Origin of the sequence: Candidatus Brocadia sinica JPN1 (assembly GCF_000949635.1) — a bacterium.
GTDB lineage: Bacteria > Planctomycetota > Brocadiia > Brocadiales > Brocadiaceae > Brocadia > Brocadia sinica.
On the sequence record NZ_BAFN01000001.1, the window covers coordinates 1,877,888 to 1,904,726 of the forward strand.

At 42.6% G+C, this 26,839-nt stretch carries 24 protein-coding genes and 1 riboswitch; of the genes, 15 read left to right on the forward strand and 9 right to left on the reverse strand.

Annotated features, from left to right (window positions below; translation table 11 throughout):
- Positions 1-187 precede the first annotated feature (187 nt).
- The 6 genes from BROSI_RS08375 (at position 188) to BROSI_RS08405 (ending at position 8,393) form a co-directional block, all read left to right on the forward strand.
- Positions 188-448 carry a DNA-directed RNA polymerase subunit omega gene (locus BROSI_RS08375; protein WP_157842450.1) on the forward strand — a complete coding sequence of 87 codons (261 nt, stop codon included), beginning with the start codon at positions 188-190 and terminating at the stop codon, positions 446-448.
- A gap of 311 nt (positions 449-759) precedes the next feature.
- The gene (locus BROSI_RS08380) at positions 760-1,704 is read left to right on the forward strand and encodes an ABC transporter ATP-binding protein (RefSeq protein WP_052563308.1); all 945 of its coding nucleotides are present in this window, start codon (positions 760-762) and stop codon (positions 1,702-1,704) included.
- The gene (locus BROSI_RS08385; protein ID WP_052563309.1) at positions 1,705-2,415 is read left to right on the forward strand and encodes an ABC transporter permease; all 711 of its coding nucleotides are present in this window, start codon (positions 1,705-1,707) and stop codon (positions 2,413-2,415) included.
- Positions 2,412-4,115, forward strand: a complete 1,704-nt coding sequence (locus BROSI_RS08390) for a GldG family protein (RefSeq protein ID WP_052563310.1) — start codon at positions 2,412-2,414, stop codon at positions 4,113-4,115. Before BROSI_RS08385 ends, BROSI_RS08390 begins: the two co-directional genes overlap by 4 nt.
- A 76-nt stretch (positions 4,116-4,191) precedes the next feature.
- Positions 4,192-6,639, forward strand: coding sequence for a DUF4340 domain-containing protein (locus tag BROSI_RS08395; RefSeq protein ID WP_052563311.1), 2,448 nt, complete (start codon positions 4,192-4,194; stop codon positions 6,637-6,639).
- 362 nt (positions 6,640-7,001) lie between these two features.
- On the forward strand, positions 7,002-8,393 hold the full coding sequence (locus BROSI_RS08405; RefSeq protein WP_157842451.1) for a trypsin-like peptidase domain-containing protein: 1,392 nt from the start codon (positions 7,002-7,004) through the stop codon (positions 8,391-8,393).
- A gap of 162 nt (positions 8,394-8,555) precedes the next feature.
- Here the strand turns inward: BROSI_RS08405 and BROSI_RS08410 are convergent, their stop codons facing one another.
- The 8 genes from BROSI_RS08410 to BROSI_RS08450 all read right to left on the reverse strand — a co-directional run bounded on the left by BROSI_RS08410 (position 8,556) and on the right by BROSI_RS08450 (position 19,413).
- Positions 8,556-8,834 carry a MoaD/ThiS family protein gene (locus BROSI_RS08410; RefSeq protein WP_052563314.1) on the reverse strand — a complete coding sequence of 93 codons (279 nt, stop codon included), beginning with the start codon at positions 8,832-8,834 and terminating at the stop codon, positions 8,556-8,558.
- A gap of 192 nt (positions 8,835-9,026) precedes the next feature.
- On the reverse strand, positions 9,027-10,271 hold the full coding sequence (gene thrC, locus BROSI_RS08415; RefSeq protein ID WP_052563315.1) for a threonine synthase: 1,245 nt from the start codon (positions 10,269-10,271) through the stop codon (positions 9,027-9,029).
- 79 nt (positions 10,272-10,350) lie between these two features.
- Positions 10,351-10,473, reverse strand: a riboswitch (SAM riboswitch).
- 293 nt (positions 10,474-10,766) lie between these two features.
- The gene (locus BROSI_RS08425) at positions 10,767-13,469 is read right to left on the reverse strand and encodes a M16 family metallopeptidase (protein ID WP_052563317.1); all 2,703 of its coding nucleotides are present in this window, start codon (positions 13,467-13,469) and stop codon (positions 10,767-10,769) included.
- A 233-nt stretch (positions 13,470-13,702) separates the two neighbouring features.
- Positions 13,703-14,269: a D-glycero-beta-D-manno-heptose 1,7-bisphosphate 7-phosphatase gene (gmhB, locus tag BROSI_RS08430; protein ID WP_052563318.1), complete on the reverse strand. Its 567-nt coding sequence runs from the start codon at positions 14,267-14,269 to the stop codon at positions 13,703-13,705.
- Complete coding sequence (locus BROSI_RS08435; RefSeq protein ID WP_052563319.1) at positions 14,266-14,844, reverse strand: D-sedoheptulose-7-phosphate isomerase; 579 nt, start codon at positions 14,842-14,844, stop codon at positions 14,266-14,268. Before BROSI_RS08435 ends, gmhB begins: the two co-directional genes overlap by 4 nt.
- Positions 14,845-14,862: 18 nt before the next feature.
- On the reverse strand, positions 14,863-16,386 hold the full coding sequence (gene rfaE2 / locus BROSI_RS08440) for a D-glycero-beta-D-manno-heptose 1-phosphate adenylyltransferase (protein ID WP_052563320.1): 1,524 nt from the start codon (positions 16,384-16,386) through the stop codon (positions 14,863-14,865).
- A 29-nt stretch (positions 16,387-16,415) separates the two neighbouring features.
- Positions 16,416-17,057, reverse strand: coding sequence for a response regulator (locus BROSI_RS08445; protein ID WP_052563321.1), 642 nt, complete (start codon positions 17,055-17,057; stop codon positions 16,416-16,418).
- Positions 17,050-19,413, reverse strand: coding sequence for a PAS domain S-box protein (locus BROSI_RS08450; protein ID WP_052563322.1), 2,364 nt, complete (start codon positions 19,411-19,413; stop codon positions 17,050-17,052). The genes BROSI_RS08445 and BROSI_RS08450 overlap by 8 nt, the downstream gene beginning before the upstream one ends.
- Positions 19,414-19,866: 453 nt before the next feature.
- Between BROSI_RS08450 and BROSI_RS08455 the strand changes: the two genes are divergently transcribed.
- The 5 genes from BROSI_RS08455 to BROSI_RS08470 all read left to right on the forward strand — a co-directional run bounded on the left by BROSI_RS08455 (position 19,867) and on the right by BROSI_RS08470 (position 22,516).
- On the forward strand, positions 19,867-20,223 hold the full coding sequence (locus BROSI_RS08455; RefSeq protein WP_157842452.1) for a hypothetical protein: 357 nt from the start codon (positions 19,867-19,869) through the stop codon (positions 20,221-20,223).
- A gap of 57 nt (positions 20,224-20,280) precedes the next feature.
- A complete protein-coding gene (locus BROSI_RS19820; RefSeq protein WP_157842453.1) occupies positions 20,281-20,433 on the forward strand; it encodes a hypothetical protein in 153 nt (50 codons plus the stop codon).
- A 384-nt stretch (positions 20,434-20,817) separates the two neighbouring features.
- Positions 20,818-21,051, forward strand: a complete 234-nt coding sequence (locus BROSI_RS08460; RefSeq protein ID WP_052563324.1) for a ribbon-helix-helix domain-containing protein — start codon at positions 20,818-20,820, stop codon at positions 21,049-21,051.
- Entirely contained in the window at positions 21,048-21,362 is a 315-nt protein-coding gene (locus tag BROSI_RS08465; protein WP_052563325.1) for a type II toxin-antitoxin system PemK/MazF family toxin, read from the forward strand. Before BROSI_RS08460 ends, BROSI_RS08465 begins: the two co-directional genes overlap by 4 nt.
- Positions 21,363-21,430: 68 nt before the next feature.
- A complete protein-coding gene (locus BROSI_RS08470; protein ID WP_052563326.1) occupies positions 21,431-22,516 on the forward strand; it encodes an MBL fold metallo-hydrolase in 1,086 nt (361 codons plus the stop codon).
- 10 nt (positions 22,517-22,526) lie between these two features.
- Here BROSI_RS08470 and BROSI_RS21340 read toward each other — a convergent pair whose 3' ends face one another.
- The gene (locus BROSI_RS21340) at positions 22,527-22,883 is read right to left on the reverse strand and encodes a type II toxin-antitoxin system HicB family antitoxin (RefSeq protein WP_082059360.1); all 357 of its coding nucleotides are present in this window, start codon (positions 22,881-22,883) and stop codon (positions 22,527-22,529) included.
- Between BROSI_RS21340 and BROSI_RS08475 the strand changes: the two genes are divergently transcribed.
- From BROSI_RS08475 to BROSI_RS08490, 4 genes are all read left to right on the forward strand, one after another.
- On the forward strand, positions 22,782-24,500 hold the full coding sequence (locus tag BROSI_RS08475) for a 2-oxoacid:acceptor oxidoreductase subunit alpha (RefSeq protein WP_052563327.1): 1,719 nt from the start codon (positions 22,782-22,784) through the stop codon (positions 24,498-24,500). The genes BROSI_RS21340 and BROSI_RS08475 overlap by 102 nt on opposite strands.
- Positions 24,501-24,598: 98 nt before the next feature.
- Positions 24,599-25,462: a 2-oxoacid:ferredoxin oxidoreductase subunit beta gene (locus BROSI_RS08480; protein ID WP_052563328.1), complete on the forward strand. Its 864-nt coding sequence runs from the start codon at positions 24,599-24,601 to the stop codon at positions 25,460-25,462.
- A 435-nt stretch (positions 25,463-25,897) separates the two neighbouring features.
- Complete coding sequence (locus BROSI_RS08485) at positions 25,898-26,188, forward strand: RNA recognition motif domain-containing protein (protein WP_052563329.1); 291 nt, start codon at positions 25,898-25,900, stop codon at positions 26,186-26,188.
- A 194-nt stretch (positions 26,189-26,382) separates the two neighbouring features.
- Positions 26,383-26,802, forward strand: a complete 420-nt coding sequence (locus BROSI_RS08490) for an FKBP-type peptidyl-prolyl cis-trans isomerase (protein ID WP_052563330.1) — start codon at positions 26,383-26,385, stop codon at positions 26,800-26,802.
- Positions 26,803-26,839 lie beyond the last annotated feature (37 nt).

Below are 26,839 nucleotides of genomic sequence, written 5' to 3' on the forward strand. Positions count from 1 at the left end.
TTTATATATAGTATATGTGGTTTACTCCATAATTGTTTGAGAATTTCTTGCAGGGAATTCTCTGGTCTGTGGCATTCCTGAATGCCATAAGAAAATAATATGGCTTTTGGTAAAGCCGGGTATCTGTTTAGAAAATACGGTAAATTTACGAAATTTTCGGAACATATTTCATATCATAGGTGTTATCATGAATTATAAAAATATTGACGAACTTGCAAAACAAGTTGGTGGTTCGTTGCGGCTTACAACTTTGATTATAAGCAGGGCAAGGCAAATTATAAAAAAGGCGCCTGTGTTTATTGAAACGGATTCTGACGATCCTGTGAGGGTTGCTTTTTGGGAATTAATGCAATCGAAGATCAGATTGAGTGAAGGTGGTGTGCAACCGATGAAGATTTTAGAATCTAACAAGGCAGGAAGCCTCTTGGAAAGTTCTGAAAAGGTGTAGACATTGATTTTGTAATTGAAGATAGGGGTTTTTGAGTCGCTGTTTTTTTTCGATGCAAGGGGATTTGTTGTGTGTTTGGTTGTGCTGTAATCCGGCTACATTCTCATTATACCTTCCCAAATATTGCACAAACATTGACATTGGTTCTTCAGTTCAAAAATTCATACAATAAAACAAAGGTATGTTTTCAAGTTATACAGATGGGCGAGTACAGCTATGGCGATAGTATTATAATGATGAATTGGATATAACACTCACGGGGACGAAGAAGTTTTTAAAAGATAATTCTAATAGGAGAGTTTTATAATATTATGATTAAAGTTGATCATTTAGCAAAACGTTATGCGGATGTGTATGCAGTAGACGATATCTCATTTGAAGTCAAACAGGGTGAGATTTTAGGGCTTTTGGGACCGAATGGTGCGGGAAAAACCACTACCATGCGTATCCTTACCTGTTACATGCCGGCGACTTCTGGCACTGCTACGGTTGCGGGTTACGATGTCTTCCGTGATTCGATTGATGTGCGCAGGCAAATAGGGTATTTGCCAGAAAACGTGCCCCTCTATCCTGAAATGAGGGTTAAGGAGTATCTCTTGTTTCGCGCAAAGCTGAAGAAGTTGCCCTATCGTGAGCGCAAATCAAAAATCGATGAATGTCTGGAGAAGTGCAGGATTACTGATGTGCAAAATCAGATCATTGGCACACTGTCCAAGGGTTACCGCCAGAGGGTTGGTTTGGCAGACACCCTCGTTCACGACCCAAAGATCCTCATTCTTGATGAACCGACAATCGGGCTCGATCCTAATCAAATCCGACAGGTCAGACAACTCATAAAGGAATTAGGTGAAAAACACACCATTTTACTGTCTACGCATATTCTTCCAGAAGTCGAAATGATCTGCGGTCGTGTAATTATTATTAACAAGGGCAAGATCGTTGCAATGGACACGCCATCCAACTTGGCTACTCAGTTGAGGAGTGGAAACAATATTACGCTGGAAGTGCGCGGCAATGGCGAAAAAATCAAGAATGCCCTGTCCGCCATTAAAGGTGTCAAGAAAGTTGTATGGCACGATGAGGGTGAATTCGGTAATTTTGTCGTTGAGGCAGAAAGAGGTGTGGATGTTCGTGAAGATGTCTTTGTGAACGTTGTAAAAAATAACGGAATTATTCGGGAGATGAAACAAGCCTCTATTACATTAGAAGAAATATTCCATCAGATTACGATGCAGGAACAGGAGGTAACGGCATAAATGACAAGCACAGGCACCATCTTTCAGAGGGAAATTAATGCATATTTCCTATCACCGATTGCATACGTTGTTATTGCGGTATTTACCGTTTTTTCGGGTTATTTTTTTTCCATCATGCTCGGTATCACCCAGGAATCAACATTGCGATATAGTCTGGCCTATACGCAATTTATTCTCTCCATCCTCACCCCTGTTATCACCATGAGATTGCTCGCCGAAGAAAACAAAACAGGTACCATTGAACCCCTTATGACGGCTCCTGTCACAGATTTTGAAGTGGTATTCGGGAAGTTTTTAGCGGCCTGGGCGCTTTACAATGTCATGGTTGCCCCGACAGCTTTTTATATTATATTTTTAGCATGGGTAGGCAACCCCGATTATGGCGCAATTATTGCCAGTTACATTGGACTGGTCCTGATGGGCGGACTCTTTATTTCTATTGGGTTGATGGTGTCCGCCATCACGAAAAATCAAATTGTTGCAGCCGTTATCGGGATTGTGGCCCTTCTTATCCTCTTGGTGATTGGTCTTGCGAGTTCCGGAAACGAAGGATGGTTTTACAGCGCACTGAGATATATAGGCACCTATGACCATTGGGATACATTTACAAAGGGGATTGTGGATACGCGGGATGTGGTTTACTACCTTAGTTTTACTGCATTACTCATATTTATTGTTGTACGCATTGTTGAGAGCAGGAGATGGAGATGAGCACTTTGAATACAAAAAAGAATGATTGGTTTGAGCAATTTAGCGGATACATTATCCTGGCCGGAATTATTGCTGTTGTGGCAGGTTTTGGCATATCAAGGATTTTTAACTCATGGGGATTGTCTTCCATTCTTCCGGTCGGCATCGGCGGAGGTGTCATTATTGGACTTAGCGCTGTTACGGCCGTTCGGAAAAATTGGTTTTCAACTGAGGCATCCAAGAGGAAAGCGCTTGTTGGTACTAATGTAGCCATAATGTCCGTTTTTGCTGCATGCATTTTTGCGGTTATCGGATTTCTCAATAATCGGCATTATGAACGTTTTGACCTCACACTTACCGGCAAGTATTCCCTCTCACCAAAAACAAAAAACATACTCAAAAGTCTTGACAAACCTATTGTTGTCACCACCCTTTTCAATCCGGGTGAGATGTTTTATGAGCAAATTCTGGATATCTTGAAAGAATATGCCTACCACACGGACAAAATCAAGGTGGAAAGTGTCGATCCGCTAAGAAACCGTACCAAGGTTGAAGAACTTGCAAAACGTCTCAATATCAGTGATCTTCAACTCAATACGGTGGTGTTTGAATGCGGTGAGTACAGCAAGCATGTGCAGCAAAGTGAAGTGATAGAAAAACAGTACCCTTTTAAGTTTAAGGGAGAAGAGGCATTCACGGAAGCAATTCTCAATGTTACGCAGGAAAAACAATCTGCTATCTACTTTGCTACAGGTCACGGTGAGCGGCAGTTCGAAGATTTCGACCGTGGGGGAATTTCTGGAATTGCCAATGCACTCAAAAGGGATAACTGTCGTGTGGCTCCGCTCGATATTTTGACTGCCAAAAAGATTCCTGACGATTGCGAGGTACTTGTGATTGCAGGGCCGACCAAGGCTTATCTGACAGAAGAATTAAATATTATTCGCAACTACCTGGAAAATCGGGGCAAGCTTTTGCTTATGCTGGAACCCGCGCTTAGCCCGAACGCTCCTACCGGATTTAAGACACTTTTGCCGGAATACGGCATTGCAGTTCGCGACGATGTCGTTGTGTATAACAAAGTCAATATGCCGCTTTTTGGTATACAGACTGTTGCGGAAATTTATGTGGGCAAGGATGAGTACGCAGAAGAACACCCGATTACCAATGACCTGAAGAATTATAACACGATTATTTTTGGCGCATGTCCTGTTGATGCGTCACCACCGAATGACCAAATGCCTTATCAGGCAACCGTGCTTATGCGTGCGCCTGAAGGGTCATGGGGGGAAATTGACGTTGCAAATTTACGGCAGAAGAAACCTGAATATAATATAGACACCGATGTGCAGGGTCCCGTGTCTCTGGCTGTGGCTGCCCAGGTAAAGGAATTACCCAAGTCTGTTACCCAATCGCATCCGGCTATGGCCAATGACCCGTCAGCTAAACCACAAGGGGCACGATTGGTCGTCTTTGGAGATGTAAACTTTGCAACGAACGAATATGTAGAAAACCCTGGGAATGCGGATTTGTTTCGTAATTCTATTAATTGGCTGGCCCAGAAGGAAACGCAGCTTGGTATTTCTGCCAAACCGCCTGATTTCCGCAAGGCAACGATTAACCCCATACAGATGAAGGTTATCTTCTGGGTGTCGATTGCTGGAATTCCCGTGATACCAGTTATTATTGGCAGTATCGTTTGGTGGAAAAGGCGTCGCTGATTTGAACACATTGCACAGGGAAGATTCCCATCATTTCAATTTTATGATATTCTTTGCTGGAGGAAAGAGTTAAGCTATGAAACTTAAAACAACCATTATCCTTTTAATTGTAGCAGCCATTGGCATTTCGTATATCTTCATTTACGAAAGAAAGCAATTGCCTCATGAGGAATGGGAAAGGCTGCAGAAAAAGGTGATCCCTGATTTCAAGGCATCGATGATCAAAAAGATTGAATTGAGCAATGAAAGCGGCAAGATCATTTTGGAAAAATCAGGAGATAATTACTGGCACATTGTTGAACCGCTGAAACTTCGTTCGGATAATTCCGAGGTAAACAGCATACTCTCCGAATTTGAGTTTATGTACAAGGTTGGCTCGTTTAAAAAAGAAGGGGATAAACCTTTTGATCTCCATGATTATGGTCTTGATGATCCAAAGATCTCTATTACCATGTATACCGATATCCCAGCGAAACCAGATAAAATACAGGTAACCGGGCCGAAAGATAAATATACGGTATTTGTTGGACAAAAACTTGCTGCCGGTGACAACGTATACATCAAGCTTGATACAAGTGATGAGGTTACTGTTGTGCCAGGCACCCTTGTTGATAAAGTTAACAAAAATATCCTGGATTTGAGAAGTAAATGGGTGTTTAGTTTCGACAAGGAAGCTGTAGACACGATACAGATCAAAACGAAAGAATACAACATTGTTTGTAACAGAAAGGGTAATTTTTGGCGTCTTGCTGAACCTGTTAATGACCTGGCAGACCTGGAAAAGATAAAGGATATTCTTGGGAAATTCAAAAACCTGCAAATTGACCGGACAGATTTTGTTACCGAAGACTCGGGTGATTTGGTTAAATATGGCTTGGATTCCCCACGCTTCACTGTTGTCATCAACGAAAAAGGTGTTGAACAGTCTATTGCCTTCGGGCATTCCCTGGATAATAAGGTTTATGCTAAGCGCTCCGATGAACCTACGATATTCTTTCTGAAAGATACCATTCTTGCTGACCTGAGTAAAAAACCAAATGACTTGCGGGACAAGAAAGTGGTCAGGTTTGATTCTATAGGAACCTATGGGATAAATAAATTGGAAATAAAAACACCAACCGATGTAATTGCTATCGAAAAATCTTTGGATCTGGACTGGAAACTTACAAAACCGATTAATATTTATGCGGACCAGGATACAGTTAAAAATTTTATAGAGAAGATCAAAACCCTCGAAATAGAAGATTTTGTTTCTGATAAACCAACAGATTTGTCTGTGTACGGTTTAAAAGATCCCGTCTTTGAGATCTCCGTTACCAAAGAAGAGGATAAGGCTCTGGCTAAATTTTACATAGGTAACAAGTTACCCGACGGTACCAAATGCTATGTGAAACGTGTTGGAGAAGATCCTGTTTATGCCGTCCCTACAGCTGAATTTTACGACAAAATTGAAAATCCACTCCTGAGCTTCCGGGACAGGCTGGTGTGCGATTTTAACAGGGATTTGGCCAAAAAAATCGTTATCGAAAAACCGGATCGTACTTTTGTGTGTGAAATAACAAATAAGAAGGATGCGGAAGGGCAATTCCAGTGGAAACTCTCAAAGCCTGTTCAAACGATAGCAGACGTGAACGCGGTAAACCAGATTGTATGGGACTTATCCTTTTTAAAGGCCGATCGCTATATTACAAAAGCGCCCAAAGACCTTAACGCCTTTGGATTAAATGACCCGAAGATCAAAGTTTCTGTGACTTACGAAAAAGTCCGGGAGCAAGCACCGGAGGGCTCAGATAAAAAGAAGAAAGAAGGACTGTCCGATCATACCGTGGAGCCGAAAGAGTCTCTGGAAAAAATTGTAGAAACAAGGACTTTGCTTGTTGGCAAGAAAGTGAAGGAAGGAGATAAGGTAAGTTCATATTGCATGTTTAGTGATGACGATCATGTATTTGAACTCTCCTGGCCAAAGATTAAAAACTTTAATGCCGAACTTGTGCCGACAAAAATACTTAATTTTGACTGGACGGAATTGAAGGAACTTGCTCTTAACTATGATAAGAGAAGTGTTTTACTGAAGAAAACCAACAATGTCTGGAAGTTGAAGAATAACGAGCAAAAAGACGTGCAGGGAAGGGAAGTGGATTACTTTGTCCGTAATCTTCACGAATTAAAGGGCAATTACATCGAACAATACAAGGCCACCAACCTAACACAATTTTCTTTGGATAAGCCTCAGCTTACTATTGTCATGAGTTTGGAAAACGGTGATGTTGTGCTTTCTATCGGCAAAAAGAAGGATGCTAGCGGCTATTACGTGAAAGCAGGTGGTTCTGATTATATTTATGTTGTTGGTAATGAATCGATCGCTAACTTGATGAAAAACGAAGAGGATTTTACTACGATTGTTCATGAAACTTCATCAAATGCGGCCGAAGAATCGACAAAGGCCACTGGCGGAGAAATACCGTCAGGTGTCAATCCGCACGGGCGACCTGTAGGTAGCTCTCCTCACGGAGGATTTCACTAAAAAGTACCTTCTGGGCAAGCCACTGCCAAAAGCCGAAAAAGGCTAAATAACGGGAAATATCCAAATAGGGAATGTAAAATGGATGCGATTTTACATTTTAATTGCCTGTTTGGATATTTTTGTTGAAATAGTTTATGTAATTCTTCAAAATAAGGTAAAGAGTGAAGGCGGGATGATTTGGGTGGTGTTCCGTCATTACTGCACGGAGCAAGAAGATGAATGAAACAGGTATGTTTCCTGCTCCAGCAAGTTTTGCCCTGTGTGTAACACAGGGAATGGCGAAGAGTTGTATGGCCCAATATGAGATACGATGCTGTGAAAATTTATGAATAATAAATGACAAGATTTTTTCGGTAAATACCTTGAAAAAAACACGTATCATTTTGTCAATTTTTGTAACCCTTGTTTGTATTCCGGTGGCATACGATAAAGCGCCTGCCCTCGAAACCAGTTCTAATCGCAGGACGCCTATTGTTATGGCAGTTGAGAAGGTGGGTCCTGCTGTAGCCAATATCAGTACAGAGAGGCTTATTACCCAGCGGCATGTTGATCCATTTTTCGGATCAAGAAGTGAACTGTTTGATCAATATTTTAATGACTTTTTTGGCCAGAGTCAAAAGCAGATGGTCGAAAGGCCTCTGGGTTCCGGAGTTATTATCGATGAAGATGGCTACATTGTTACGAATGAACATGTCGTTAGTCGTGCATCGAAAATCAAAGTTAGACTGTCTGACGGTAAAGACTTTGAGGCAACCATGATCAGTTCTGACCCGATTAGCGACATCGCCGTGTTAAAGATAAATTCTCCCGCGCCTCTTCCCTATGTCAAAATGGGCACGTCCAAGGATCTCATGATCGGGGAGACTGTGGTAGCGTTGGGCAATCCGTTTGGCCTGGAAAACTCGGTAACCACCGGAGTGTTGAGCGCAAAGAACCGCACCATGACATTCAGCAGTGAATATGGTGATATCAAGTATGATGGTCTTATTCAAACAGATGCGTTGATCAATCCGGGAAACAGCGGTGGTCCACTTATCAATATAGACGGGGAACTTATCGGTATCAATGCCGCAATTGTTAATCAGGCACAGGGGATCGGATTCGCAATTCCGGTCGATAAAGTAAGACAAACCCTCGTCAAACTCTTTAATTTTAGAGAGCTCAACAAGATATGGTTTGGTGTGCAGGTTGAAGAAAAAAATGATGTTTCAAAAGGTATCATGGTTTCCTCCGTTGACGCTGGCAGCCCTGCCGACAAGGCGCAAATCAAAAATGGAGACTATATTACTCAAATAGACTCCAAAGAAATTCAGGACATTCTTGATTTTGAAAAATATATACTCAAAAAAAATGCAGGAGATAAACTGTATATATACCTAAACCGAGGCGGACGTGAAATCAAGGTGGGGGTTACCCTTGAAAAGGCGCCGCTTCCATCCGTTGAAAAGCTTGCGTTGGAAAAGTTAGGACTGTTCGTTCAGGATTTGACACCGCAGCTTGCAAAACAATTAAATTTGTGGTGGTTAAAGAGCGGGGTGTTGATTTCGGGGGTACAAAAAAAAAGTCCGTCAGCGAACGTTGGGATTATGGCAGGTCACGTGCTTGTGTATGTCGGCCAATATCGGATTAACAATATTGAAGAACTTGGCGCCCTACTGAAGATCATGCAAAAAGACGATATCTGGGAGGTAGGTATTGTCTGGTCAGATAAATACGGTGATCACCAGGGTTATGCCAGAATAAAAGTTCGCTGACCGCTTCTGTATCCATATTCTAAGGAAGTAAAGTTATGCGTTTAGGATAATTTTCAAGATAGATCCTCTTTTCAGTACTGGCCGACTTCCACAAATTGCTTATGTTTGTAATCTGCAAAATATTTTTCTGTAAAACTCCTGCTACTTTTTTCTCGTATCGTACTAATTGCCACCGGCAATGGCAGGTACTATGGAGACATAGTCGCCATCTTTGACAGGTGTATTGAGGTTGCCCATAAACCGGATATCCTCATCGTTGAGATAAAAATTAATGAACCTCCTGATTTGGCCGTCATTGTCACAAATTCTCTCTCTAATGCCTTTGTAGTTTGTTTCAAGATTGTCGATAATGTCTTTAATGTTTTTTCCTTCCACCTTTACCTCGTCTGCACCCTTGGTAAGGGTTCTTAGTGGTGTTGGAATGCGTATCGTTACTGGCATATGTATGCTCCTTTCAGGTTTTAAAAGTAACCGCAGATTTCACAAAACAAAAAAACTCATTTCTCGGAAATTGAAAAGATCGGAAAATGGGAAGTTGGGGATATCTGACCCTCCCAGCCTCTCAAATGCCTATCTTTGATACTCAATATTTTTTAATGTCCGGCAACCATGTCTTGCCGGGGCTTATGAAGTTTAATGTACGGCAGCCATCTTCTCTTCCATAATCGCATCAAATTCAGAGAGGGAAGGGTTGATGATTTTGGGTACTTCTAATTTGTCCAGTACAGCCTCCTGGGTTTTTAGCCCATTCCCTGTAACACTGATTACAATAGACTCATCTGTAGGAATTTTGCCCTGTTCAATAAGTTTTTTTGTAACCGCTACAGTTACACCACCTGCTGTTTCGGTAAAAATACCTTCCGTTCTGGCAAGTAATTTAATGCCCTCCACGAGTTCATCGTCGGTTACATCCTCCGCCCATCCCCCGGACACATTAATGGACTTCACAGAATAATAACCGTCAGCCGGATTGCCGATGGCTATTGACTGTGCAATAGTCTTGGGCTTTACGGGTTTTATAACGTCGGTTACCTGCTTAACAGCTGTGGTTATTGGGGCGCTGCCGCTTGCCTGGGCGCCATGAAGTTTGGTGTCCGCTTTATCAATAAGACCCAGTTTCACGAATTCTTTAATGGCCTTTTCAATCTTCGTAATCAAGGACCCGCCAGCCATGGGAACTACAATATGTTGCGGCGCTTTCCATCCGAGCTGTTCAAGGATCTCATATCCATAGGTCTTTGAACCTTCTCCATAGTATGGTCTCAGATTTACATTCACAATTGCCCAGCCATATTTATCGGCAATCTCAGAGCAAAGTTTGTTTACGTTGTCATAGTTTCCCCTGACTTTTATCACATTTGTACCATAAATCAGTGTGCCTATGATCTTGCCCTGTTCAAGATCGGCTGGCATAATAATATAACTTTCCAGCCCTGCCTGCACGGCTTGGGCGGCTACTGCATTTCCCAGATTTCCCGTAGTGGCACACCCGACTGTTTTATATCCAAATTCCTTTGCCTTTGTCAGTGCCGTCGAAACAACCCGGTCTTTAAAGGAGAATGTGGGATAATTCACGGAATCGTTTTTCACATACAGTTCTTTTACCCCAAGGACTTTTGCGAGGTTATTTGCCTTGACGAGGGGCGTGAAACCGACCTGTGCACCCACCGTTGGTTCACCATCAACCGGAAGCAGTTCCCGGTAACGCCACATTGTTTTACCACGGGATTCGATCCGCTTTCTGTTCAGAACCTTCTTGATCCCGTCATAATCATAGTCTACCTCCAAAGGGCCAAAACAAAAGCTGCAGACATGCAGCGGCTCTTTTGGATATGGTTTTCCACACTCCCGGCATTTCAGACCTTTTACAAATTCCATCTATTGCCTCCATCCGTTCAGCAAATAAAAAGGCCTCTTTCTATTCATATAAGATAGGAAGAGGCCTTTTTATGTACCTATCTTATCTTTTCCCAAAACACGAGACAGGAATTAGCACCAGCATCCTGCACAGCTTTTTTGCTGAACAGGACCGGTTGCTGTGGCTTCACAGGGCCAGTCCCTCTGCCACTCTCGATAAGATGAATAAAATTTACAAAATTGTAACGAAAAATATACGCACTGTCAATCAATTATTTTAATTATTATAGTTGCATTTCCACGCCGTATGTGCCAAACTTTTTTAACATTCATCCAGGCTGGCCATACAATCATCCATTTTACCATCGCTTAAAGGTGGAGCAAAAAAACTTAAAATTCTTAATAGGCGTAGGGGGGTAGGCAAAAAAGTAGAAAGATGGCTCTCGAACGTGACTTCGTGGTATTCCAAAAAGTTTTATTCTCTTCGTGTAGATTCGTGGCTAAAAAGGCAATTATCTACTCCACAATCACAATTAAATAGTTTTCTTTTTGGAAGACTTGTCTGGCCAGGCGTTCCACATCCTGTACTGTAACCTTTTTCAGTCTTTCAGCCTCCTGATCGTCTGCCTCTGGTTCTTTGCCGTCAAGCACATTCATGCTTATGTAATATGCCTGGCTTACCCGGTCTAGCCGTCGCATGCCACGTCTGCCCAGCATGGCATTGATTGTCTTTTGCACTTCTTCCCTATCAAAAGTTGTTTCCCGTATGACACGAATCTCTTCACGAATACCCATGACGGCGCGTTCGATATTCTCCGGTCGTGTGCCCATGGTAATACGATACCACTGGGCGCCATGATATTTATGAAATCCCATGCCAAGGCTGTAGGCAAGTCCCTGTTTTTCCCTAAGGTTAAAGGCAAGCCGGTCGTTAAAGATATTTTCTAAGACATACAGCGCAGGCCTATCGTCCTCGCTGACCTCACATGCATTTGCCACAGAGATGTACGATTGCTGCTTCCCCATCTTTTCACGTATTGTAGTGCCAAGGGCATGAAACTGTGGCGTAAATACCGGAGGCTGCCATCCCGCCTCGCCCCATGTACCTCCAAAATATTGCTTAACCAATGTCTGTGCTTTTTCTATTGGTATATTACCGGAGATGACCAGTATGAGGTTTGCCGGGTTGTAAAATTTTTGGTGGAAGTCCTGTACATCTTTCAATTGAATCCGTTCCAGTTGCCTGACATCGCCAAACAACCTGGCAAAACCAGGATTTTCTTTGAACAGGTTATCATAGAAGATACGGTCTGCTACCTTTGGTGTGCTCATCTCAGCATTCGTTGAAAGTGATATGACCTCTTTCTTGGCTTCAGCGAGGGCCTTTTCTGAAAGGTTTGGCTGCAATATCATTTCCGAAAGCAGATTCAATCCCTTCTCAAAAAAGGCGTCTATAAGTTTTAAACGAATATAGGCAAAGCGGGGGGTATGGTAATAGTCATCGAAAGGAACGGATGGGTCATCGCAAAGTTTTATTTCAGAGCCAATGGATTCGAATGCCTGATATAGTGCATTGTCCGGGTGTTCTGTAGTCCCACCATCAAGGAGCATCCGCTGTAATATCTCTGTCATGCCCCATTTCTCTTTTCCCTCGCTCAGGCTGCGCTCCTTTGCCAACCAATGTATACCCACGACCCGGCTGTCCGGGTTCTCTTTCACAACAACCGTTAGGCCATTTTTCAACGTTTCCATTTTGTATCGATTGACCGATTGAGTTGATACCTCTTCAGTTGTTTTCTCAACTGGCGGGGACATCAATGTAACCACAGGCGCCTGGATCCGCATATATTTTTCTGCTGCCTTTTGAATAGTCTTCGGCGTTACCTTCATTAAACCATCCATGTAATTACGGAGCATGGCATAGCCACCAGCAGCCAGATAACCCGATTTCATCATGCCGTAGTAATGTAAGCTCTCCTGCAAATAAAGTTCGTGCGTAGCCCTTGCTATCAGGGTTGATTGCACTTCAGCGTCTGGAACGGTGTTTTTTGTCATGCCTTGCACTGCCTGGATAATTAATTCTACTACACGTTCTGCGTCAGCATTCATGGAGAGTTCGGCAGAGATTTGCAAGGTAGAAAAATCACGGTTGAATTCCATGCTAGTATCAATCGTTTCAACCAGGTTTTTATATTGCTCCTGTTTGAATAATGTCTTCAGGGCAGCATTCTCCCTTCCTCCAAGAAATTCAGACAGCAATACCAGCGCCTGAAAATCATCAGAAGCCGGCGGTGGCAAGGAATAACCCATGGTCAGGTATTGACGATCCTTTGGAAATTTGCCCATACCATTTGCCTTGACAATGCGTAATTTTTGCGGTGAGTTAAGGGTTATGGTTTTGTGCTCCGGTATGCGTCCTGCCGGATATGGACCATACTTTTCTTTTGCCAATTTCACCATATCGGGGGTTGAAAAATCACCGATTACCATCAAGGTCATGTTGTTGGGTACATACCAGGTTCGATAATATTCCCATACGTTTTTCCGTTTGAGATGTGTAATAGTGGAGACTGTTCCAAGCACCGGACGCTCGTACGGTGTCCCGGCATAAAAAGTCCTCTGAAAATGATTGTTAACCTGATACTCTGGCCGGTCTGCGCCTTTGCCTATTTCTTCTATAACAATGCCACGTTCCTTTTCGAATTTTTCTTCAGGCAGGGTGGAATTGAAGAGCATATCCGCTTGAATATCCATCCCCTGGGCGATGAATTCCTTCGGCATGAGGATCATGTAGTTGGTATAATCCGGACCCGTATGGGCGTTGTTGTAACCACCGTAAAAATCCATTTCGTCGTAGATCTCTTTCTGTGTGCGTGCCTTTGTGCCGTTGAATAACAGGTGTTCCAGAAAATGGGCAGACCCATTGCTGGCCTCATCTTCATTCCGGCTGCCGGTCTTAACAACAGTAACCGCCGCAATCATGGGACTGGCGTGATTTTCAACGAGGATAACCTCCATGCCATTGTCCAGATAAAATACCGAGGCTTGTTGAGTTTCTTTAAATAAAGGCGCTATTTGGTTGTTTTGATCTTCTCCATAACACAGGTGGCGCGCCATCCAGATGGATATTACCACGATCGCAATGAGATTTCTTATGCCTTTTTGCGTATTCCACCGGAAACGCGGTGTTTTCAGCAGGAATTTGAGTATATATGACATAGCCCTTTCCTCAAGTTTTTGTTGTGAATGTTTCTTTAAAAATACATTATTTTTCGTAACAATTTAGTTTTTTTGAAAAATCTCAATAAAATTAAGGTTACCGACCCTTATACGGGGAAGGCGCTTGCAACATGAAGCATACCCCTAAACCCCCGCGTCAGGAAATCCTGTTAAGTTCTTACAACTCTTCAGCAGTAGTAATAACTTGTGTACCCGAAAAGATAAAATCTTATTTAGACATTTTTAATATAACATAGCCTTGCAGCCTCCAATAAGTCTTTCACAATGTAATCAGTGTCTGTCATTGGGGCAGCGCTTGTCTCATCTACACCGTTGTTCCTTATCAATACGCATCTGCATCCTGCATTTTTACCAGCCATCATATCCGTTTCTGAATCACCGATCATCAGGGAATGTGGTAAGTCAATGTGATGCTTTCGGGCAGCATCAAGAAGCATTCCCGGTTTGGGTTTTCTGCAATTGCAGTCAATTTTATATTGTTCTACAACTCCTTCTGTATGGTGCGGACAATAATAGATGTCGTCTATTTCGACTCCCTCATTTTGCAGCATGCTCTGTAGTTTTTTATGGATAAGCATCAGGTGTTTTTCTCCAAAAAATCCCCTCGCTATCCCGGATTGGTTTGTAACGACAATAATCAGATACCCGTATTCCTTGAAGCGGCGAATCCCTCGCGTAGCATTTGGCAATAGCTTCAGTTGATCCGGAGAACTGAGGTAGGGCTCGTGGACGACAATGGTGCCGTCCCGGTCGAGGAAGACGGCCTTTCTCTTTTTCATTTGGTCACTGATCCAAAAAGTTCTTTCTCGACAATGGAGCACAGGATGTGTCCAACGGTGATGTGACATTCTTGTATTCGGGGTGTGTTGTCTGAGGGAATTTTTAAGCAGATATCCGAGGCATCTTTTAGGAGGCCACCGTCTTTTCCGGTAAACCCAATGGCAATAGCGCCACGGTCTCTTGCGATTTGAACAGCGCTGAGAATGCCTTTTGAATTTCCGCTGGTACTGAAAGCCAGAATAACGTCCCCTGGGTTTGCCAGGGCCTCGATCTGCCTTGCAAAACAGGTATCATAACCAAAGTCATTTGCAAGTGCGGTTATCACAGAGGTATCGGTCGTCAGTGCAACCGCCGGGAGGGGACGTCGGTTCATTTTAAATCTGCCTACCAATTCCCCGGCAATATGCTGGGCATCAGCCGCGCTTCCCCCATTGCCGATGAGATAGAGACGCTGGTTGTTTTTAAATGCGTTGACAAGAACATCGGCTATTTTCCGAATTACGCCGAGATTGGTTGATAATACCGCTTTTTTCGTCTCGATGCTGTCCTGCAATTGTATTGCAATGTCATCCATAAACAATCCCCTTCGATTTTAGTGGGTTTGGCCAATTGCTTCCTTTGGATTTTGGCTCTGGTTGTGCCTGCTCAGTATTCTTGAAACAATGTTGGTGGTTGAAACACCCTCGACAAAGGGGGCAAAGACGACTTTTCCTCCGTAGGATGCTACAAATTCCCCGCCCACCGCCCCGGCATTTTTCCAATCTTCTCCCTTTACCAGCACGTCTGGTTTTACGACCTTAATTAAATTCAAGGGTGTGAGTTCGTCAAAAAGCACCACGTAAGTCACATCCTCCAATGCAGCAAGCATTTTGGCACGCTCTGTTTCGGAAACAAAGGGACGGCTGGGGCCTTTTTGACTCTTGACGGATCGGTCGGTATTTAATCCTACTACGAGCAAATCGCCCTGTTTTCTGGCAAATTTCAGGTATTCGATATGTCCAACGTGTAAGATATCAAAACAACCATTTGTGAAAACAATCTTATCGTTTTTCTTTCTGTGTTCCTGCAATATGCCCTTCAGTACTTCAACATCTTTGATTTTATCTGATAACGGGCTTTTTCCGCCTATGAGCTCGCTGAGAATTTCACCCTTGCTGACTGGTGTTGCCCCAATTTTCCCAACTTCTATGCCAGCTGCTACATTGGCAAGAAGTGCGGCATCCTCAAAGCTATGACCGGTACCGACTATCATGCCAAACATACTGAGCACCATATCGCCGGCGCCAGTTACGTCAAATACAGCCCGTGGAACAGTTGGTATAATCTTTCCGTTCCCCCCCCTGTCATAGAGGAACATACCATCTTTATCGATGGTAATGATGCAACACTCTAGTGAAAGACTCGAAACAAGTTTGCTTCCGGCACGATGCAGACTGTCATTATCAGCGATTTTTATTCCCGTGGCGAGTTCGGTTTCAAACCTGTTAGGAGTCATCGCAGTAAAACCTTCATAGCAGGTATAGTCGCTCATGAGTTTGGGATCGACGATTGCGATTTTTTTATGCTTTTTACAAATGGTTACTATTGTTTTTAAAAAGGAAGGGGAAAGCAGGCCTTTATTCATATCGGAGATCAGGATGATATCACATGCAGGTATGTTATTATGTAAATAACCGGTAAGTTGTGATTCTATTTCAGCAGATATAACATGGGTCTTTTCATAATCGACCCGCAACAACTGCTGCACTCCTTTCCCGGCTGTTTGTAAATGGCCCATGAAGCGCATCTTCAGGATAGTTGGGCGGCTTTTATCAATAATGATTCCCGTTGTGTCAACTCCCATACCCTGAAAAATATTCAAAAGGGTATGTCCATAAGTATCATCACCGATAATCCCGCATGCAAACACCTGTGCATCTAGCGTCCGCAAGTTGTTCACAACACTTCCAGCGCCTCCCGGGCGCACGTCTTCAGAAGAAACATTAATAACGGGTATTGGCGCCTCTTGTGAGATGCGTTTTACCTCACCCCAGACATACTTGTCGAGCATCAAATCGCCGATAACCATAATCCTGGGGGAACCGAGGTTTGAGATAATATTGAGCAGATTATCCATCTATGAAAAACTCCTACAAAAATAACCCTTTAAAACTGAAAATCCTCGTTAATCTTTGCTGTGGATTCACCAGCTTCCTCATCCAGGAAGTATGCTATCTTAACATTCAGTGAGGCAGATAATTTGTCCAGGGTAGTAAGGGATGCTGCGATTTGTCCGTTTTCGATCTGTGATAATAAACTCGGCGACAAACCGGTACGGTTTGCCAGTTGTTTTTGCGTAATTTTCTTACTCTTTCTTAACGACTTCAGTTTTTTCCCTACAGAACTCTTGAGCCTGTCCTTTGAACTTCCAACAAGACAATACGTTTTTTGTGCATTATTCAGCGCCTTGCGCAAATCGTTCAAATCAAAAGGTTTTTTTAGGTAATCAAAGGCATCAAGCTTCATTGTTTCGACTGCCGTCTTAAATGAAGGGTATCCTGTTAGTATGATAACACAAATATTATGGTGTTTCGATTTTATTTCTTTGAGTAACTCCGTGCCGCTGATTTGGGGCATTTTGAGATCCAGTATGACGATATGAAATTTTTCTTGTTCCAACGCAGAAATGGTGTCCATCGGTTTTGTAATACCCTTGGTAATGTATCCTTCGTCAGACAAAAATTTCGTTAAATACAAGTTATAATCCTTATCGTCATCTACGACCAATATTTTTATCCCTCTATCCATGAACCGCCACCTTTCCAAAATCTATGGGTAAATTGATATCAAAGGTAGTACCTCTACCTACTTTGCTTTTGACATGAATTGTGCCGTGGTGTCTTTTTACGATCCCATAGGTAATAGACAATCCAAGACCGGTTCCTTTCCCCACTTCTTTTGTTGTAAAAAACGGGTCAAAGACTTTCGATAACACATCTTCATGCATACCCGTACCAGTATCTTTGAAATTGACGTTTATGGTATTTTTATCTTTTTGTGTTGTAGTTATTGAGATGGTGTCACCATTGACAGTAGCGTCGTCAGCATTAATCAGCAAATTCATAAACACCTGTTGCAGTTGCTCTGCAAAGCCTTTGATCTTTGGCAAACGGGAAGATAGCTTTAAAATGATATTCTTGTTTTTTGCAGTAAATTGTTCGACAATAAGAGAAATGGTATCCTTGATCAGTTCATTAATGTTGATCGGTTTCGGTTGCTCATTCCCCTCAAGATGAGACAGTTCCAGCAAAGAATCGACGGTTTTTTCAATACGCTTTGTTACTTTGTGCATGGTTTTAAATTCTTTTACAATCTCTTTGGTAAAGGAATTGTTTCGTTCGAGAAACCCCTGGATCATGCCGGAAAGAATCGCAAGGGGAGTATTAATTTCATGCGCAACACCGGCTGCGAGTCGTCCGATGGAAATCAATCTATCGGAATGCACCAGCTGCTGCTGAAGCCTTTTCTGCTTTTCTTCTTCCTGCTTTTTCCCGGTAATATCCTGAATTAACTCCAGTACCTGTACAACATTTCCGTCTTTATCAAAAATGGGAGAGCTGATCACATTGTAGAATCTTTTTTTATGGTGATTGTGTACTGTACGTTCAATTTGGTTTATTCTTCCGGTATCAAACACCTTTGCAGAGGGGCAATCCGAGGGGACAGACTGAAGGTGGCAATAACTGTCAAAGCAGGTTTGATTTATTATTTTTTTGCCTAAGGGATGATTTTCGATTAATCGTTTGTTTGCCCAGCATATCGTATTGTTCTTGTTAATAACCAAGAGGTCTGCCCCTATTTCGCTCACAATATTATCCAGTTTTTTCTTTTCCTCTTTTAATTCCGATTCCAGGTTCTTTCTCCTGGTTATGTCCCTGAAGTGTACCAGTAAATGTAAAACGTTGTCACCTTCTTTTACCACAGTAATATCTAATTCCATAACTAAGGTTTGCTGATTCTTGCTGATAACTTCAATCTCGGTTGTTGGAACCTTGCTGTTAACTGCCATTGAAAGAAGTTGTGTAACCGCCTTCTTCGACGTTTCAGGTAAGAAATCATAAATGTACTTGCCTAAGAGTTCTTCCATTCTGTAACCAATGATTTCTTCTTCGCGTTGGTTTACAGTAAGAATCTTTCCATTCAGGTCTATCATCAGCATGGAATCTGCGGCGTGGTTAAATAACGTTTTATACCGTTCTTCCGAGGCCTTAATACGGTTAAACAGCTTGGTATTTTCAATGGCAATGGCAAGTTGTGGCGCTATCTGCCAGAGGTAATAATAACACTGTTCACTAAAACTGTTTGCCTTTTCACTACCAAAGGTAAGGGCGCCAAGTACTTTTCCTTTATAGGTAAGGGGAAATCCAAGTCGGGAGTGTATCCTTTCTTTAAATAATACCCTGTCTGTCCAGAAACGTCCTGCTTCTGTATTATTTACGATAACCGGTTCTCCTGTTTTGACGATTTCTTCCAGGAGGCTGCCGGACATAGGAAAGGATTCGCCTTCATTGATCTCGCTGAAATTATATGTTTTCGTCAGCGCGAACACCTGAAACCATTGTCCCTGCTCATTGGAAGTAATCAGGCAAGAACGATCGAATGGGATGATCTTTTTTAATTCGTTACATACGCTGGAAAAGCTTTCCCGAATGTCCAGGCTGGCGGCGATGATCTTGTTCGTGTTGCTGATAATTTCTTTTTCTATGACTGTCCTTTTGAGACTGACTTCTAACTGTTGTTTGTAAAGGGCCTTTTCAATGGTCTTTTTTAAATAATCCGGATCAAATGGTTTCAGAATGTAGTCAACCGTATCCAGGCACAGGGTATTTATTACAGCCTTGATTTTATACTGGTCAATCATGACCAGTATAATCGTATCTGCTGAAACCTGTTTAATTTTATTCAAAAGCGAAAACTCACGAACATCGTGTAATCTCAGGTCAAAGAGAATTAAATCTACGTCGTGTTTATTCAGAATTTGAACAGCATTGTCACCATTAGATGCCGTGTACACATGGTATCCATTTTCCTCCAGGAGGCCTTTGAGTGATACACACATCAGCTTATCATCATCAATGATAAGTATATTGTGGCTCTTTTGCATGTAAAATTTAGTCTACTCTATTTAACGGTAAATATCGGATACGACAAAATTTACTTGTGTTCATAATATTAATATTACGGGAAATTTATGTCAAGAGTAAAGCGTACGGCCTACCACGGGAACAACTCAAAATACTGTTCGTTAAATGTGACGGCAGAAACTATTCATAAAAGCGCAATAAGGTTGGGGATTTATCAAAAATTAAAACGTTGACAAACATCCAAGGGTGATTACAATCAAAAATAATTACCTGGCGCAGAAGAGCCGCAACCAAATTCCCTAACAAAGGAAGATACGGGGGGTTGTTGCAACAACTTGCCAAACCATGTCCTTATGAAACTTGTCCCAGTGAAAATGGGGAATGGGGAAAAGAAGTTTTTATAAAGTGATAATAAAAGACGCATAGCCTGAAATAAAACTCTATAAACCTTTGTTGCAGAAAAGGAGAAATAGATGAAGAATAAAAAGAGATTCACTCCAAAAATGTTGGCTTATATCGTCACTTTTTCTTTGATCATTGGATTGTTTTGCATCCCTTCTGCCCTGGCAAGTCAGATGTGTTTTAAGTGTTGCGGAAGCGGGGTATGGCACACCGATAACAAAATTCCATGTAGTGGAAAGGGCTGCAACTACTGCACAAAATGTAATGGTTGTGGCGGATCAGGAAAAATCCCCGATTCCGCCAAACGATGCGGGTCATGCAAAGGATTGGGCCAGGTTCACAGTGGTAAAAAGGCTTGTACCGGGTCGGGGTGTAAAGGTTGTACTCCATGCAAGACTTGCGATACAAAAGGATGGGTAGGCGCTTAATAAAAATATTTTTGATATTTTTAGCAAAAATTTGTGTAAGCATTATTGAGATGATTTATGAAACAATATCGCTACCTATCTTGTGATAGCGCAATCAAGACAATCGAAGGAAAGTCATTCCGGGTGAGCCGGATTCTTGAGTTGAATGACCCCTTCGCGTGGGTTTCCGGACTTGATCCCGTCAAACCAGAAGGTCAGAGATTATGCTAAAACCTGACAGACCCCTATATTTCATATGCAGAAATCTTGAGAATGGCAGTGACTATCGTGCAATGTTAGCAGTCGCAAGAGGATCTTATAATTGAAGCCTAACAAGGTACTGCACATGTATTGGAGGAGAGAATAGGACCTTCATAATTCAATTGCCAAACATGAGAACAAACAAAATATTTAATCATGAAGGTGACCCTAACTGCAACATAAAACTTCAGCTAACAAGACGCTCCACCTGACCACTATCTTGCTGCAATCCATAGTACCACATGAGCATGGTTGTTCGTTGGCCCAAACGAGCATGCCGGGCAAATTGATTGACTTCGGAGATAATGTTGGTTATTATAGCTATAAACATCAACATTATTACAGGAGAATATTATGAGAACGATTCAGATGACATTAGATGATGAATTAGTGGCAACCGTTGATAAGATTGTCAAAAAATTAAAGACAACCCGCTCTGCTTTTGCACGCAAGGCATTGAGGGATGCCATAAGACAAGTGAACGTCAATATGCTCGAAAAACGGCATAAAAAAGGATATGAACGTTATCCTGTTGTCAAAACGGAATTTGATGTTTGGGAGTCAGAACAGGAATGGGGTGATTCATGAAGCGAGGTGATGTGAGATGGTACAAGTTTAAAACTCCTGATAAGAAACGCCCGGTGGTTATTTTAACAAGAAATTCTATACTGGATTATTTAGGTGAAGTTACCGTTGCTCCGATAACTTCAACAGTCAGAGATATACCAACCGAAGTACTTTTATCCCGTGAGGACGGTATGCATAAAGATTGCGCTATTAATTGCGATCACATACAGACAATTTCAAAAGCAAAAATTGGATCGTTGATTACTGCTTTATCGAAAGAAAAGTTGGTTGAAATTCGCAATGCTATTTGTTTTGCGTTAAATCTTTCATGAGAATTGAGCTAACCACGCACTGCTGGAGTTAGAAGAGGTTGACAAAAAATTTAATAAAGGGGTGCCAAATGATCTTCAAACAGTTAAATAAGACGTCTTGCAAAACCTACCTCATCGGCTCAGAAAATACGAAGGAAGCAATTGTTGTAGATGCTGTTCTGGAGCAAGTAAACGAATACGTATCCCTTATTAAAAATGAGGGACTAAAACTGACCCATGTGTTAGATACCCATACGCACGCAGACCACATCTCTGGGTCCGGTGCACTGGCTGATCTGACAGGCGCTGTATACGTCATGCATCAAAATTCTCCTGTCCGCTGTGTAGCATTCCACGTCCCTGACGGGTTTGACTGTCATCTGAGCGATATCCCTGTAAAGGTCATGCACACACCCGGTCATACCAAAGACAGCATGTGTCTTATCTTTTCAGACCGCATTTTGACAGGAGATACATTATTTCTGGACGATGGTGGGGCAGGCCGGACAGATTTACCAGGCGGTGACCCTGGCGAACACTGGGAATCCTTGCAAAAGATCATGCAATTACCCGATCATTTAGTTGTATACCCCGCCCATGAATATCGCGGTCGTGAACCATCCAGTCTGGGTGAGCAAAAAAAGCGCAATCCCAATTTACAACCCCGTTCAAAAGAGGCATATATCAAATGGCTTACTGATATGAAATTGGGCTCTGCCGATTGGATGAAGGACGTGCTGAAGGCCAATTATGCCTGTGCCCGTGACCCCAAGGCTGCATGGATCCCTGTTGATGCACCTGCCTGTGAGATTAAGGGTACGATGTCTCCCGGTGTTAATGAAGAGACAGTGCCTACCATTCCCATTGCAGAGGTTATGCGCCGTGTGGAGGCCAATGAGCTTGATGGCACGGTTATCCTGGACGTCAGAGAACCGGCAGAATTCAAAGGAGAGTTGGGGGTCATTCAGGGTGTTGTCAATATTCCCGTAGAACAGATAACGCAAAGGTTAAATGAGTTAGAAAAGTTTAAAGAAAAGGAGATTATTACTGTATGTCGGAGCGGAGGCCGTGCCCATACCGCAGCTGCCGTCTTGCTCAAGGCAGGGTTCCGGAAAGTCTTCAATATGAGCGGTGGCATGACGGCCTTTCGTCAGGCAGAAAAGATCAAGAAATAATGGTTTAGCATTAGTGTTCATTTGTATCAATTCGTGGTTCCGTGACTGTATCAATCCATAATTGAATTGTTTCTGTGGCATTTTTCAATGCGTCTTCCAGCGTATTTCCATGTGCCATGCACCCTGGAAGTTCAGGAATCTTTGCTACAAAAGTAGTTTTTCTTTGTGACCTGGTGTCTTCGTGGCAAAAAAGTCGCCGGTTAAAATGTATTGCATATCTGAGGGGTGTGCAGGTATAGTAAAAAATAAAAGGAGGTGATACGGCATGGCAAATGAACTTACGATAAAGATTACGGGTGAGGCTGGCCAGGGGATGCAGACCATAGGGGCAGCCTTGTGCCAGATGTTCAAAAACACAGGATTCCATATTTTTGCCAGCCAGGATTATATGTCCAGGATACGCGGCGGTAACAATTTTTTCCAGCTCAGGATTTCAGATAAGCCACTCTATACCCTTCGGCAGAAATCCGATATTACCGTGGCTTTAGATAAGGCAAGCGTAGCCATTCATAGATCCAGTATGAAAGATGGCGGTGTTTTGGTTTTGGATAAGAAGAAATTTACTATTACCGGAGAAGACAGTGCCTTTCTTGATATCCCTTTTTATGATATGGCTACGTGTACAGGCGGCAGCGAGATTTTTATCAATTCTGTCGCATGCGGTGTTATTGCAGGGATGACAGGCGTGGAATTCCACTCTGCTGAACAAGTCATGGAGGCTACATTTGCAGAGAAGAGTGAAGAGGTTGTCCGAAAAAATAAAGAGGCAGCACGGGCTGGTTATGATTTTGTTAAAAATAATTTTAAACAAGATACGTTCTGGATAAAAGCAGGCGCAAGCACGGATACCAGTACACTTGTCATGAACGGAAATGATGCAATTGCCCTGGGAGCAATACGGGCTGGCTGCAAATTTTACTCTGCCTACCCGATGACCCCTTCTACGAGTATCATGAATGTAATAGCTCATTATGGAAAAGAATTTCATATCGCCGTAGAGCAGGCAGAGGATGAGATTGCTGCTATCAATATGATCATCGGCGCCTCGTTTGCGGGAGTCCGGTCAATGACCGCTACCTCTGGCGGCGGATTTGCTCTCATGGTGGAAGGACTAAGTCTGGCTGCCATGACAGAGACGCCAATTGTGGTTGTCGTTGCCCAGAGACCAGCGCCTGCAACCGGTTTTCCCACGAGGACTGCGCAGGCAGACCTTGAGTTTGTGCTTCATGCCGGCCATGGGGAATTTGCAAGGGTGGTATATGTTCCGGGTACGATAGAGGAGGCATTTTCTGTAACGATAAAGGCGTTCAATATTGCAGAAAAATATCAGGTGCCGGTCTTTCTTATGACAGACCAGCACCTTGCAGATTCTTACAGAGATATTGAGGCGTTTGATTTGAATAAAGTAAAAGTTCAAAGATATATCATATCAAAGGAGGATTCAAAAAATATAAAGGATTACAAGCGGTATCAATTTACCGAATCGGGAATATCCCCTCGTGCAATACCTTCATGGATAGAAGATGTCATCTATGCTGACAGTGACGAACATACGGAAGAAGGCCATATTACGGAGGATGCTGATATGGGCAGAAAGATGGTCGAAAAGAGATTTTATAAGAAATTTTCGGGCCTTTTGCAAGAGGTAGAAAAACCCACTGCGTACAACGTGGTCGGAGCTGATATTGTTTTGCTCGGTTTTGGGTCAACCTATGGTGTTATGAAAGAAGTGGCTGATGCAATAGTTGATAAAAAAATAGGCCTTATACATCTGTCACAGGTCTGGCCATTTCCTGCCTCTGCGATGATCGGATTGCTAAAAGATGCTAAAAAGATCTTAACGGTGGAAAATAATGCGGGAGGACAACTTGCCCGGTTGTTAAGGAGAGAGACCGGTTTGCAGGTCAGTGGATCCGTATTAAAATATGATGGCAGGCCTTTTCATTTAGATTATCTTATTGATTGTGTCAAAAAAGAAGGATAACCTGGCGCGGCTATGCTGCGCCAAAAGGCCCCTCTTTTTCAGAAAAGAGAGGGGAGTAAAAGGCTTTCCGAAAAAAGAATTTTTTACAAGGTAATACGATAATGGACGTAAAAGATTTCAAAAGTAATGATGAAATAGCGTGGTGCCCCGGGTGTGGAAACTTCGGTATTTTAAATGCGGTAAAAAAGACACTTGTTCGGTTGGGCAAGCCTCCGAAAGATATTTTACTCGTTTCCGGAATTGGTCAGGCGGCCAAACTTCCTCACTATGTAAGGTGCAACTGTTTTAACGGTCTTCACGGAAGGGCTCTTCCCGTTGCCGCCGCAGCAAAGATTGCTAACCGCAATCTGACGGTACTGGTTACCACAGGAGACGGAGACTGTTATGGAGAAGGTGGCAACCACCTTATCCACAATATAAGAAGAAATACGGATATAACGGTTATCGTACATGACAATCAGATCTATGGTCTCACAAAAGGGCAAGCATCTCCTACAACCGATCCTGGATATGTAACTAAGATCCAGATGGAGGGAGTTATCCTCGATCCCCTGCATCCCTTGGAGATGGCAATTGCATTGGGTGCAGGGTTTGTTGCCAGGGGATATTCATTAGATATCGAACATCTTTCCTGGTTGATATTGGAAGGGATAAAACATAAAGGTTTTTCTCTGATAGATGTATTACAGCCATGTGTTTCTTTTAACAAAAAAAATACGTATGAATGGTATACCAGGAGGGTCTATAAAATTAATGACGATAGTTCGTATAATCCAGAAGACAAAATAGCTGCATATAAGAATGCCCATGAGTGGGGAGAGAGAATCCCTATCGGTATAATTTACCGGGCTGAAAAAGAAACATATGAAGAAAAGAAGGGACTCACTCAAATGCCGCCTTTGGTGGAGGAACAGATAGAAGACATTGACATAAAGGGCATACTAAATGAATTTGCCTATTGACAATTTGTCTGAGAGCGAAGGTTTTTCATGAACGATGCTTTAAAAATACCTTGACAATGAAAAGGGATTTACGCTATAAAGTGGTATAGCATGTTCAATATACCACTCTCGCCAGAAAAAATTTTAAAGGAATGAAAATAATTGCCTTTCCGGATGACCTTTAGCTACGAGCAAAGGACAAAACCATCCCAGAGTATACATGGGACCCCAAAGATAAACAGAGTACTCTTCCAATAAAAAAATTATTTTAAGAAAATACAGAAACGAAAAGAGGTCTTACTCTTTAGCCTCAAAGATAGTTCCGCCATCTGTCACATTATTGAGATTAGTAAAAAAATTCCTGTGAACTTTATCTGAAAGGAAGTGTATCCCCGGGCGAATAGAAACGAGTTTGGCTAAATTTGGGAATAATACTCAATCTGAAAGGAGATTTTTTTGAATATCTATGTAGGTAATTTGTCACGTGAGGTAACTGAGGAAGATTTACAACATGCATTTGAGGCCTTTGGTCAGGTCAAATCCGCTACCGTTATAAAGGATTTGTTCAGTGGTGAGTCGAAAGGATTTGGGTTTGTAGAGATGCCCGCAAAAGCTGAAGCTCAATCTGCAATCAATGGTTTGAGTGGCAAGGAATTAAAGGGGAAAGTCCTTGTTATTAATGAAGCTCGCCCTCGCCCTGAGGGGCGTCGGGGTGGCAGAAGACAGGGTGGGGGTCGTCGTTTCTAGGGGAAGAGATCCTGCTGTAACCGGGTTATGGCAGAAATGCTATTCAGGGTTATCCGGAAAAAGTTTCACAGGTAAGGGCGAACGACCGTTCGCCCTTCTTCTTTCTGTAGAGACAGAACCTTTTGAACAACTTCAAATTGTTGTCGGGCGCTTTTTTATACGGCAATACCTATGAATTATAAAGGAGAAAAATAATGGCACAGGCAAAACATGGTGATGTTGTTAGGGTTCATTATACAGGGAAATTGAATAATGGCACTGTATTTGATTCCTCCGTAGATCGCGATCCCTTACAATTTACTATAGGCAATGGGGAGATTATTCCTGGTTTTGAACAAGCCGTGGTCGGGATGAAATCAGGTGAGACAAAAACCATCAAAATCCCATCAGAGGAAGCGTATGGCCCGCACAATGAGGCGATGGTGCTGGAGGTCGATCGAAACGAATTTCCTGCTGACTTGAATCTAAGTGTCGGTTTGCAGTTGCAAATGCAACAGGATGACGGTAGGGCAATTCCGGTCATGGTGATCGATATTTCTGAATCATCCGTGACGTTAGATGCCAATCATCCCCTGGCTGGCAAAGATCTGATTTTTGATATCAAACTTGTATAATAACTTTGATGGCAGAAGACACTGTCAGGAGAGATTG